The 11,541-nt window shown below is 52.1% G+C and carries 11 protein-coding genes; 8 read left to right on the top strand and 3 right to left on the bottom strand.

The features are described 5' to 3' along the window. The first annotated feature begins 104 nt into the window (after window positions 1-104). Window positions 105-1,847 carry a sensor histidine kinase gene (locus tag CPT76_RS14075; RefSeq protein WP_105443354.1) on the top strand — a complete coding sequence of 581 codons (1,743 nt, stop codon included), beginning with the start codon at window positions 105-107 and terminating at the stop codon, window positions 1,845-1,847. Between the two features lie 26 nt (window positions 1,848-1,873). Then, the gene (locus tag CPT76_RS14070; RefSeq protein WP_105443353.1) at window positions 1,874-3,271 is read left to right on the top strand and encodes a response regulator; all 1,398 of its coding nucleotides are present in this window, start codon (window positions 1,874-1,876) and stop codon (window positions 3,269-3,271) included. Between the two features lie 30 nt (window positions 3,272-3,301). On the opposite strand, the gene CPT76_RS14065 is transcribed toward CPT76_RS14070, so the two are convergent. Then, a complete protein-coding gene (locus CPT76_RS14065; RefSeq protein ID WP_105443352.1) occupies window positions 3,302-4,198 on the bottom strand; it encodes a LysR family transcriptional regulator in 897 nt (298 codons plus the stop codon). A 104-nt stretch (window positions 4,199-4,302) separates the two neighbouring features. Between CPT76_RS14065 and CPT76_RS14060 the strand changes: the two genes are divergently transcribed. The 5 genes from CPT76_RS14060 (at window position 4,303) to CPT76_RS14040 (ending at window position 8,847) form a co-directional block, all read left to right on the top strand. Next, window positions 4,303-5,223 (top strand): DMT family transporter, encoded by a 921-nt coding sequence (locus tag CPT76_RS14060; protein WP_105443351.1) that lies wholly within the window; start codon window positions 4,303-4,305, stop codon window positions 5,221-5,223. 259 nt (window positions 5,224-5,482) lie between these two features. Then, complete coding sequence (locus CPT76_RS14055) at window positions 5,483-5,899, top strand: VOC family protein (protein ID WP_089546898.1); 417 nt, start codon at window positions 5,483-5,485, stop codon at window positions 5,897-5,899. A gap of 352 nt (window positions 5,900-6,251) precedes the next feature. Then, window positions 6,252-7,202: a glycoside hydrolase family 43 protein gene (locus CPT76_RS14050; RefSeq protein ID WP_105443350.1), complete on the top strand. Its 951-nt coding sequence runs from the start codon at window positions 6,252-6,254 to the stop codon at window positions 7,200-7,202. 98 nt (window positions 7,203-7,300) lie between these two features. Continuing rightward, complete coding sequence (locus CPT76_RS14045; protein ID WP_076167139.1) at window positions 7,301-8,020, top strand: YebC/PmpR family DNA-binding transcriptional regulator; 720 nt, start codon at window positions 7,301-7,303, stop codon at window positions 8,018-8,020. Between the two features lie 32 nt (window positions 8,021-8,052). Then, window positions 8,053-8,847 carry a spermidine synthase gene (locus CPT76_RS14040; protein ID WP_258168432.1) on the top strand — a complete coding sequence of 265 codons (795 nt, stop codon included), beginning with the start codon at window positions 8,053-8,055 and terminating at the stop codon, window positions 8,845-8,847. A gap of 106 nt (window positions 8,848-8,953) precedes the next feature. On the opposite strand, the gene CPT76_RS14035 is transcribed toward CPT76_RS14040, so the two are convergent. Both CPT76_RS14035 and CPT76_RS14030 read right to left on the bottom strand, forming a co-directional pair. Then, a complete protein-coding gene (locus CPT76_RS14035; RefSeq protein WP_105443349.1) occupies window positions 8,954-9,796 on the bottom strand; it encodes an aldo/keto reductase in 843 nt (280 codons plus the stop codon). A gap of 134 nt (window positions 9,797-9,930) precedes the next feature. Then, entirely contained in the window at window positions 9,931-11,154 is a 1,224-nt protein-coding gene (locus tag CPT76_RS14030; RefSeq protein ID WP_105443348.1) for an MFS transporter, read from the bottom strand. Window positions 11,155-11,332: 178 nt separating this feature from the next. On the opposite strand from CPT76_RS14030, the gene CPT76_RS14025 reads away from it, so the two are divergent. Further along, window positions 11,333-11,541 (top strand): winged helix-turn-helix transcriptional regulator (locus CPT76_RS14025; protein ID WP_146116317.1); only part of this gene is annotated, 209 nt, incomplete at its 3' end.

Raw genomic sequence — 11,541 nt, 5'->3', positions numbered from 1 at the left:
AGTTACGAGGGAATCTCCAACCGGTATAGTTTAAAACCGGGGATGGGGATTCCCTATTCCCCTTCCTGAAACACTTTATTTTGACAAAAAGGACCGACAGAGCTATGAATATCAAACGTTCGCTGCGCAGCAAATTAGTGATCGGCTTCATTGCCATTACGCTTCCACTCTTCCTGCTTTTGCTCTATAACAATTACTACGCGATGAACACGGTCCGGGAACAGGTGGCCGATTCGAACAAAAATTCGATCATCCTGTATTCAAGCCAGATCGAGGCGGCGCTCAACAAGGAGATCAAATTTTTGTACAACTTCGCTGTCGAGGATCCCAACATTGCCGCGCTGTCCCAGCTGCTGAAAGATGAAGACGAATATGTTCTGGCCAAGGCCCGGATCCTGAACAGCCTTACGCGCTATCACCGGTTCGATAACAGCGTGGACCTTCAGTTTATCTATTCGGTGCAGAATCATGATTTGTTCAATACGCCGATCAAGACGCAGTCTTATGACGAACTGCAGTCGATTCAAATGGCTATTCAGCAAGTGGTGAAAAATGCCCGTCCGGACAGCCCTGTGTTCATGCAGTGGAAGGCGATTCCATACAGCAAGGGCAAATACGCCCTGATCCGGCTTGTGGATGCGGGTGACGGTTTCTATTTAGGGGCGTTCGTTAAGCTGAAAAACTTGATGATCCCGCTCGATCTGGTTCATCTCGGGGAAGACGGCTACGCCGGATTTCTGAACGAAGCGGGCGAACTGATCACCAGTTCGGCGTCTCCCGATTCTCCCAAGCTGGACATCCCGCCGGTCGAAGATACAACCGATACCTATCAGGCCGTAAAGGCGGAAGGAAGACGGTATATCGTGGTCCAGCACCCGATTCAGAGTACGGAACTCAGCCTGGGCGCCTTTATTCCGGAAGCCCGGATGCTGCAGAATCTGTACCACTTCAGACGGGGGATCCTGATGATTTCCGTCTTAGCGGTCATCGTCCTGATCATTTACTTGATCTACTTGAACGATATCATCTTGAAGCCGATGAACAGCTTGATCCGTGGTATGCGGAGCATCAAGAACGGCAATCTGGCTTACCGGCTGAAGCCTTCCAAATCGAAGGAATTTATGATCATCAATGAAACCTTTAACAATATGGCTTCCGAAATTCAAGAGCTGAAAATCAGCGTGTACGAGGAGCAGATCAAGGCGCACAAAGCGGAGCTGAAGCATCTGCAGCTTCAGATCAATCCCCATTTTCTGCTGAACTCAATCAATATCGTGTACAATTTGGCCCAAATACAAAATTACGGCGTCATTCAGCTGATGTGTCTGAATCTCGTTCAATATTTCCGCTTTGCGACCCGGACGAACCAGGTGGCGGTGACAATGGCGGAGGAGATGGAACATTTGGAGAGCTATATCCGGATTCAGCAGGTCCGCTTTCCGGACCAGGTGACATACGCCTACCATTTGCCGGAGGAGCTTGCCCAGGCGGCGGTTCCGCCGCTGCTCATTCAACCGTTTGTCGAAAATGCGATGAAGCACGGCTTTGATTTTATGGACCATCCGTTTCATATCGATATCCGCATCGATCATGTAGGAACGGGAGAGCTGACGATCGTCATTGCCGACAACGGCGCCGGGTTTGACGAAGAGACGCTGCAGCTGCTGCGGACAGGGGCATATATGGAGAGTCGAAGCAACGAGCATCTGGGCATTACGAACGTCCTGTACCGCTTGAAGCATTTTTTTGGCAGCGATGCGGGACTGTCTTTTGGGAATGCTCCTGAGGGCGGCGCTGTCGTCACGCTGACGATTCCCCACCGGAGAGTGGAGGAGTTCGCTTCCTAATCTTGAACAGAACTGGAGGGAACCTGATGTATAAAGTGCTGATCGTGGATGATGAGATGTATGCCGTTATGGGAATCAAGAGCGGTGTCGATTGGGAGGCGCTGCAGGTTTCAGAGATTTACGAGGCGTATAATCTCAGGGACGCGCTGAAAGTGTTCGAGCGTACGGCGATCGACGTGATGATCTGTGATATCGAAATGCCGAAAGGAACCGGAATTGAGCTGCTGGAGCGCGTAAATGACATTTCTCCGGAAACCGAAACGATATTTTTGACGGCTCACGCCCATTTTGATTTTATGCAGCGGGCGATTCAGCTCGACGGATTTGACTATCTGCTGAAGCCGATCGAGTACGACGTGCTGAAGTCGTCGATCGCCAGGGCGCTGGAGTCTGTCAGGCAGGAACGGGAGATGACGGAGCTGAGGGCACGGTACAATGAAACCTGGCAGAAGAGAAAAGGACTGATCACCGAGAAATTCTGGAACGACGTCCTTACCCGGCGCATCAATTGCACACCGGATAACGTGCTTAAAATTTTGCAGGAACATGAGCTGCTTGCTTTATCGGGGACGACCTTTATGCCTGTTCTGGTCAGCGTGGAATCGTGGATGCGGGAGTACAGCACCCGTGATGAGGAAATGATGGAATACAACGTCCGCAAAGCTGCGGAGGAGATGATGCTCGATCCCGGCCGCGGTGAGGTGATCCAAACCAAGCAGGGGGTCAACGTTGTTATTTTGTACGGTCCGGAAGATGGGGAAATACTCGAAGATACATTGTATGACCGCTGCATGGCCTACCTGGAGTCCTGCCGGCGTTATTTTCACTGCACCTTATCCTGTTACATCGGGGAGCCGTCGACATTATTTGGAATTGGCGAAACCTATCAAAAGCTGCTTGAGATGGAGTACGGCAATCTGAACAAATCGAATGAGGTGTACCGGCTGGCCGGGTTCGAACCGGAGAGCGGCCAGGTGCCTGCTGCCAAGCTCCGGAATTGGATACAGCTGCTGGAGCTGGGAAAGCTTGAGGATGTAGAGCGGGATCTGAAGACCTGCCTCGCCGCCCAACGCCTTATCCCCGTAATGTCCGAGAAAGAAAGCCATCCTTCGGTCATTCAACGCGTCCAAGGCTACATTGCCGAGCATCTCCATGAACCGATCACAAGGGAGCAGCTCGCCTGTTGTGTGCATTTGAACCCGGCATACCTATCCCGTCTGTTCAAGCGGGAAACGGGAGAGTCCATTACGGATTACATCCTTCGCGAGCGGATGGAGGCCGCCAAAGAGATGATCAGGGAGTCCAGCATGCCGATTTCTGATGTGGCCAAGTCTCTCGGATACTACAATTTTTCGCATTTTTCCAAAATGTTTAAAAAGGTGCATCACGCCTCACCCCAGCAGGTCAGACGAAAGTCGGTTTGAAGGCGTGGATGCCGTGCGACATCTCGCCGCCTAAGTTTGCTCGTCGGGATGGGCTGCTGCAGGCGGAAACAGCCGGAATGCCGTATCCACAAACAATCTGACGGCAATGGATGCCTGCTTGAAGGACGGAACGGCAAGATGCAGCTTGCGGTACGCTCTAGGAGTCAACTCCCGGCTCATGACGTGTTCAGGCACGCTCTGCAGCGACAGCTCCGACATGATGCAGATGCCCAGTCCTTCGTTGATCATATTCAGGGCGGTCGGATAGTTGGTCGTAATATGCTTCACGTTCAGATTCGCTCCCCCGGCGCGGAACAGCTCCATAACCGGCAGCTCATAGCCACCCTTGCAGACCAGCATCGGCTCATCCGAGAGATCCTGAATCCGGATTTCCTTGTAATTGCGGAAGGGGTGATCGTCACGGAAAACGACGTGAAGTGCTTCGTTCCGCAGCAGCCTTGTGTCCAGATCGTTCAGCGGCGGAATGAGGAAGCCGACATCCACGACCAGCTCATCGAGCCAATGCCGGACTTCCTCCACGGTGCCTTCATACATCTGAATATTAATGTTCGGATACTTGTCGTTGATGGCCCGGACGATTTTCGGATAATAAAAGGATGCGGCGGCCGGAAAGGCTCCGACACGGATGCTGCCGGTCTCCAGTCCTTTCTCGGCGGCAACCTCCTGCGAAATTTTTTCGTATTGGAGCAAAATTTCCCTGCCAGTGACCACGATCCGTTTGCCGATATCGGTCAGGACGACACCGTTTCGCGGATGGCGGTTCAGGAGGGTAACTCCGAGCTCGGACTCCAGGCTGGATATGGCGCGGCTGACCGCCGGCTGGGTCATATTCATCATCTGGCCCGCTTTCGTAAAGCTTCCCGTTTCAGCGACGGCCACGAACAGTCTGATCTGCGTTTCATTCATAACGGATATGTTATACCTCCTATGAGGAATATGCATTTTATTTATAGTTCAACGTATTGTATCATGGTTATTGACCATGATTCAAGGAGTGACCTTCCGTGCGAATGCAGAAGAATACATTGTTTCTATTAATCTTTTTAATATTGGTATGGGGAATCAACTGGCCATTATCCAAAATAGCTCTGGACTATGCGCCGCCAATCTTGTTCGCCGGCTTGCGGGCACTGATCGGCGGTGTGCTGCTCGTGCTTGTGGCTCTGCCTAAAGCGAAGCAATTGCGGCTGCGTCAGGCCTGGCCGATCTATTTGACCTCCGCGCTTCTCAGCATCGTTATATACTATGGTGTCCAAACCATCGGACTGCAGTATACGCCGGCCGGATTGTTCTCGGCGATCGTGTTTCTCCAGCCCGTGCTGCTTGGGCTGTTCTCATGGTTGTGGCTGGGAGAGGCCATGACGAAGCAGAAGATGCTTGGCCTGATCGTCGGCTTTGCCGGCGTCGCCACCATGAGCGCGGGCGGGTTTACCGGGGACGTTTCCGCCGTCGGTATTATTTTGGCGCTGGTCACGGCCCTCTCCTGGGCGCTTGGCACGGCCTATGTCAAGAAGATCGGACCCAAGGTCGACTCGACCTGGCTGACGGCGATGCAAATTACGATCGGCGGTGTCATTTTGCTGCTGGCCGGTTCGGGGATGGAAGACTGGTCGAAAATCCAGTGGAACGGGACGTTCATTTGGGATACGCTGTTTATCGCCGTTTTCGTTATCGCGGCAGGATGGTTCGTCTATTTTAAACTGATCAGCGAAGGGGAAGCGAGCAAAATCGGTTCGTTTACGTTTCTGATTCCGATCGTTTCGATCTTTTCGAGCGTGCTTTTTCTGAACGAGCAAGTGACGATAAATCTTGTAGCCGGCCTTATTCTGGTTCTTGCCAGCATTGTGCTCGTCAACGTCCGGTTCCAGCGCAGAAGAGCGTCAGCGCTGCCTGCGGTGCCTGAGGGGCACGAAGGGCCGGGAGCCCGATGAAGCGGGAGACCGGGGCTGAAAGTTAAAGCAAAATCCGCGTTTATCGCGGATTTTTTTCATTTTTTTGCGAGAAATCAGCGATAATAGCAATTTATAAGAAATGTAGGCGTCATTTCCATGATAGAATGCAATTAAGTCAAACGGTATCACGATCTGTGAAGGCAGACTAGACTCAGGAATCTCCGCTTGGCGGAGCGAAAGTTGAGCCTGATCATGCTCAGGTTACCGTGAATATTCCGAGAAAAGGTGGTAATTTTAAATGGCGCTGCAATTGGACAAAATTTTCGTGAATCTCCCGGTTAAAAACCTGAAAAACTCGATCGAATTCTTCTCCAAAATCGGATTTGCCTTTAATCCTCAATTTACGGATGACAATGCAACCTGCATGGTAATCAGTGATCATATTTATGTCATGCTTCTGGTTGAGCCGTATTATCAAACGTTCACCAATAAAGAAATCGCCGATGCCTCCAAAACGAACGAGGTCATCGTGTGCGTGTCCGCCGACAGCCGCGAGCAGGTAGACGAAATCGTAAACAAGGCACTGGAAGCGGGCGGCAAGCCGTCCAATGACAAGCAGGATCACGGATTTATGTACGGCTGGAGCTTCCAGGATCTCGACAACCATTTGTGGGAAGTTATGTATATGGATCCAAGTGCCGTGCAGCAGCAGTAAGCCATTCATCAGATATAATATAGAAAAGAAGGTGCAGGCTGCCGAGCCTGTACCTTTTTTTGATAATATCAGAGAGTATAAACTCCATAGCCATGGCTTCCTGATATTGCAAGAAAAATCACCTTTAAACGCGGTCTGTCTTCATTGAAAGTACGTCGATAGACGTTTTTCTTAAGAGATCAGAAAGTATAAGTTTCGGAGCTTCTGCATCCTGATCTCGCAAGAAAAACCTCCTCTAGAAGCGGTCTATCTTCTTTGAAGCTACGTCGATAGACGTTTTTTCTAGGAAAACGGTTCCATAGTTTGGTAAAATGATGTACAGGACAAGTCACTTGTGGAGAGGAGCAGCATTGTGAATCTTAAAGGTAACGACCGCCGTTCAGGCAACCCGATTTTTTCCGGATGGTATGCCGATCCCGAACCCCGAATTTTTGAGGGCCGGTACTGGGTATATCCTACATACTCGGCAGCTTACGATGACCAGACGTTTTTCGATGCGTTTTATTCCGATGACCTGGTTCACTGGACCAAGGTTGAACGGATTCTGGAGATGAAGGACATTTCATGGGCAAGGCGGGCGATGTGGGCCCCTTCCCCGATCGAGCGAAATGGACGCTACTATTATTATTTTGCGGCAAACGACATCCAGAGCAATGAGGAGCTGGGCGGCATCGGTGTTGCCGTGGCTGACCGGCCCGAAGGACCTTTCCGGGATGCCCTGGGGAAGCCGCTGATCGACCAGTTTTACCATGACGCCCAGCCGATCGACCCTCATGTTTTTATCGATGACGACGGTCAGGCTTATTTGTATTACGGGGGATGGAAGCACTGCAACGTCGTGAAGCTGAACGAAGACATGGTCAGCATCGCTCCATTTTCAGACGGGGAGGTATACAAGGAAATTACGCCGGAGAACTTCGTGGAAGGTCCCTGCATGATCAAGCGCGAAGGCAAGTATTACTTTATGTGGGCCGAAGGCGGTTGGGGAGGCCCGGATTATTCGGTGGGGTACGCCGTCTCGGATTCGCCGCTGGGGCCGTTTGTACGGGAGGCCAAAATACTGCAGCAGGATCCCGAGGTGGCTACGGGAGCGGGACATCACGGCGTCATTCAGATTCCGGGTGAAGACGAGTGGTACATCGTTTACCACCGCCGTCCGCTGACCGAAACCGCAGCGAATCACCGTGAAGTCTGCATCGACCGGATGGAGTTTGACCACGAAGGCCGGATTAGGCCGGTGAAGCTGACCTTTGAAGGGGTGCCACCAAGAACATTGCCGACACGGGAGAAGAGCGATTCGTAAGGCAGAAGCTTGTTCAATAGACCGTTTTTGCGATATAATAGAACACGTCTTCTACAAGGAACGATAGAATCTGATATTAGTGAAAGAGAGCGGATCGTATGGGTCGTAAGTGGAATAACATTAAAGAGAAGAAAGCATCGAAAGACGCAAACACTAGTCGTATATATGCCCGCTTCGGGCGTGAAATTTATGTCGTCGCCAAGCAGGGCGAGCCGGATCCGGAATCCAACCGGGCGCTGAAGGTCGTTCTGGAACGCGCCAAGACGTACAATGTGCCGAAGGCCATCATTGACCGCGCGCTGGAGAAGGCGAGAGGCAACTCTGATGAGACCTATGACGAGCTGCGGTACGAAGGCTTCGGGCCGAACGGATCCATGGTGATCGTGGATGCTTTGACGAATAACGTCAACCGCACCGCTTCAGAGGTCCGGGCTGCATTCAGCAAGAACGGAGGCAACCTTGGCGTCAGCGGATCGGTCGCCTACATGTTCGATTCCACCGCAGTCATCGGCGTCGAAGATAAGACGGAAGAAGAAGTCTTGGAGCTGCTGATGGAAGCGGATGTCGACGTTCGCGACATCATCCAGGAAGACGATTCCGTCATCGTATATGCCGATCCGGAGCAGTTTCATGCCGTGCAGGAAGCCTTCCAGAACGCTGGCGTAACCGAATTTTCGGTTGCCGAGGTTTCCATGATCGCGCAGAACTATGTGGAGCTTCCGGCCGAGTCCCAGCCGGCATTCGAGAAAATGATCGATGCGCTCGAAAATCTGGAGGACGTCCAGAATGTGTACCACAACGTGGAGCTTGAAGATTAATCAGCGTGACGCGATTTGCAGGAAGAAGGCCATTGTCTGAGAAGACGATGGCCTTCTTTTCGGTAGGAAAGGAGAAGACGGAATTGTATGAATTGGCGAGAAAATCGAACGGAAGTCAGGAAATCGTCGTCTACGAAGCGCATGAGCTGTTTGGTCAAACGGGCCGCTTCCGTGTACTTCAATTTGGAGACAACGCGGTTCAAGGTGCCATCGACCTCCGGGATCCGGACCGCATCGTATTGGAGTATCCGCGCGAAATTGTCCGGCTGATTCGCAAGCGGACGCCCGAAAACGGCAGGATTTTTATGATCGGACACGGAATTGGAACGATTGCCGGCCAATTTCGCGAAGATCAATGCCTCGTGGCCGAGGTCAACGCGGATATCGTGGAGCTGAGCAGAAGCTATTTTCAATACGGCTGGAACAATGTCGAGATCGGAGACGGAAGGGCCCTGTTGGAGCAGCAGGCCGACGGCTCCTTCGATTATGTGATCTTAGACGCGTTTACACGCGAAGGGACGCCACATCATCTGACGACCGAGGAATTTTTTGCGCTGGCCCGGCAAAAGCTGAGGGCGGGCGGGATGCTGATCATGAACGCAGCTGGCAAGCTGCAGCGGGACCCCGTGCTAAGTGCCATTCATACCACATTGGAGCAGGTGTTTGCTTCAGTTCGAGCATTCGCTCTGACAGAAGGGGAACGGGATGCAGAACGGAACGTGTTGTTCCTGGGCTCGGAAATGCCGGCCGCAGCGGAGGTCAATGGTTTGGAAGGTTTTAAGTGGGTACAGCTGGAGCAAGGATACATTCTTAGAGACCGCGTGTAATGCCAGAATATGGTTAACTGTGTGCAAAAACGATTGAATTGAAAAAAACGCCACCCTTCCGAATCCGGAGGAATGGCGTTTTCGTATGGCGAATGATAAAGCAAAATTAGAAATCGAAGTTGTCCGGGTCGGGACCTACACGGCGGTTCTCGTTGAGCCCGTCGATCCGGTCCATATCATCCTGGGACAGTTCAAAGTCGAACAGCGATGCATTTTCGACGATACGGTGCTCTTTCGTCGATTTAGGGATGGTCACGACCTCATGCTGCAGGTCCCAACGGAGGATCACCTGGGCGATGGACTTGCCGTATTTGTCCGCGAGTTCTTTCAACAGCGGATGGTTCAGCAGCTCGCCCTGCATCAGCGGAGACCACGCCTCCAGCTGAATGTTGTGCTGCTTCGTGAAGTCACGAAGCTCTTTCTGGGTCAGCATCGGATGGAATTCCACCTGGTTGACGACCGGTACGATTTCCGCATCCTTCATTAAATCTTCCAGGTGGTGTACTTGGAAGTTGCTGACGCCGATCGATTTGACGCGGCCGTCCTTGTACAGCTGCTCCATCGCTCTCCATGCCTCTTTATATTTACCGGCAACCGGCCAGTGGATCAAGTACAGATCCAGATAGTCGAGACCCAGCTTATTCAGGCTTGTCTCGTAGGCGGCGATTGTCGAATCGTAACCGAGGTCTGCGTTCCACACTTTCGAAGTAACAAAAAGGTCTTCCCGCTTCAGTCCGTTGTCGGCCAGCGCCTCGCGGATTCCCTGGCCAACGCTCGTTTCGTTGGCATAGACCGCAGCGGTGTCGATACTCCGGTAACCGTGCTTCACAGCAGCTTTCACGGCTTCGACGAGCTCGCTGCCTTCCTCCACTTTAAAGACGCCCAGGCCCAGCCAGGGCATCTCGATGCCGTTATTCAATCGGGTTTTGCTTTGTACATGTTGAGTCATTATAAATTGCCTCCTAGATGTTGTTATTCTTGTTATAAATTCGTGATGCTGCCGTAATTCCGAAACCCCATTCGCTTATCATTACCGGATCCGTATAGAACTTATCCGCATTAGATACGATAGCTAAAAAAGCATCAGGATTGCGCACTGAGCATGTTGTTGTCACTAACCGATTGCGCCGTATCCTTGCGTTCGAGAGCGCGGCTCCACCAGGTGAGCAGAACGGCTGCCGCAACCATGATCGAGCCGATCCATGCGGTATGAATCAAGCCGAGATGATCGGTCACGATTCCGCCCAAATACGCGCCGAGCGCTATACCGGCGTTAAATGCAGCAATGTTCACGGACGAAGCGACGTCGACGGCCTTCGGCGCAAACCGTTCCGCCAGCATTACGACGTAAACCTGAAGTCCAGGCACGTTCATGAAAGCAAGGAGCCCCATGCCGAAGATCGTAATCAGCCCGGCGACCTTAAACGGAGCCGTGAATGTGAGAAGAAGCAAAATGACCGCCTGGATCAGGAACATATACAATAAGGCGGATAAAGGCCTGCGGTTGGCCGCTTTGCCTCCGATCACATTACCAATCGCAATGGCGATGCCGTAGAGCAGCAGTATCAGGGCGACGGTTGATTCTTTAAAGCCGGTAACATCATGCAGCAGCGGCGACAGGTAGGTAAACACCACAAAGGTTCCTCCATAGCCAAGCGCAGTGATCAGAAAAGCAAGCAGCAGGCGGCCGTTCGCCACAATTTTGACCTGATCGCGGACTGGCGTCCGGACGCCTTTGCGCAGGTTGCCCGGTACAAGGATCAGGTTGGCAATCAGCGCGATAACGCCGACGATCACGATGGCCACAAACGCGGCTCTCCAGCCGAGCTGCTGACCAATGAATGTTCCCAGCGGCACCCCGGTGACGGTCGCCACCGTCAGTCCGGAGAACATGATGGAAATGGCGCTGGCCCTGCGGTTTTCCGCGACGAGATCGGCGGCAATCGTCGACCCGATCGACATAAACACGCCGTGGGACAAGGCCGAAATGATGCGCGCCGTAAGCAGCAGACCGATCCCGGTGGATGCGGCCGCCAGACTGTTGCCGACAATGAATACCAGCATGATGCCGATAAGCAGAATTTTGCGCGGCACACCTGACGTTAAAGAGGTTAGAATCGGCGCTCCAAAGGTGACACCGAGCGCATATAACGTAACGGTCAACCCGGCAAGGGTTACCGAAATGTGCAGGTCATTGGCGATCAGGGGAAGCAGCCCCACACTGATAAATTCAGTGGTACCAATCGCGAACGCGCTGATGGCTAAAGCTAATAAGGCAAAGGTTGCGCGTTTTTTATCCAAAGACATGGTATTATCTCACTCCTATATATGTTGTTCTATCTATTTGATGCTGCGATCAAGCTACAGGGTAGTCATTACCGGCCGGTGAATGTTATTATGTACCCGTGAAGTAAATTTGAACAGTACGTACTTTTTAGTACGATAGGCACCAAAAAGTGCCCATAGATGTTGAGGAGGGTCTTGGATGGAAAAAAAGAAATACAACATTTCGGTAGAAGCAACACTGGAAGTGATCGGCGGCAAATGGAAGTGCGTGATTTTGTGCCACTTGACGCACGGAAAGAAGCGGACAAGCGATCTGCGGCGGCTGATGCCGTCCATCACTCAGAAAATGCTGACCCAGCAGCTTCGTGAGCTGGAGGACGACGGAATCGTAAACCGCATCATCTATCA

This window comes from Paenibacillus sp. AR247 (assembly GCF_002968895.1).
Taxonomy (GTDB): Bacteria; Bacillota; Bacilli; order Paenibacillales; family Paenibacillaceae; genus Paenibacillus_AQ; species Paenibacillus_AQ favisporus.
Note: the sequence above shows the minus strand (reverse complement) of the source record. Positions and strands in the feature narration are given on the sequence as shown.

Coding starts and splice junctions, on each gene's coding strand:
- CPT76_RS14045 (WP_076167139.1), top strand. CDS start 7,301: ATGGGTCGTAAGTGGAATAACATTAAAGAGAAGAAAGCATCGAAAGAC.
- CPT76_RS14075 (WP_105443354.1), top strand. CDS start 105: ATGAATATCAAACGTTCGCTGCGCAGCAAATTAGTGATCGGCTTCATT.
- CPT76_RS14035 (WP_105443349.1), bottom strand. CDS start 9,796: ATGACTCAACATGTACAAAGCAAAACCCGATTGAATAACGGCATCGAG.
- CPT76_RS14070 (WP_105443353.1), top strand. CDS start 1,874: ATGTATAAAGTGCTGATCGTGGATGATGAGATGTATGCCGTTATGGGA.
- CPT76_RS14065 (WP_105443352.1), bottom strand. CDS start 4,198: ATGAATGAAACGCAGATCAGACTGTTCGTGGCCGTCGCTGAAACGGGA.
- CPT76_RS14055 (WP_089546898.1), top strand. CDS start 5,483: ATGGCGCTGCAATTGGACAAAATTTTCGTGAATCTCCCGGTTAAAAAC.
- CPT76_RS14060 (WP_105443351.1), top strand. CDS start 4,303: ATGCAGAAGAATACATTGTTTCTATTAATCTTTTTAATATTGGTATGG.
- CPT76_RS14030 (WP_105443348.1), bottom strand. CDS start 11,154: ATGTCTTTGGATAAAAAACGCGCAACCTTTGCCTTATTAGCTTTAGCC.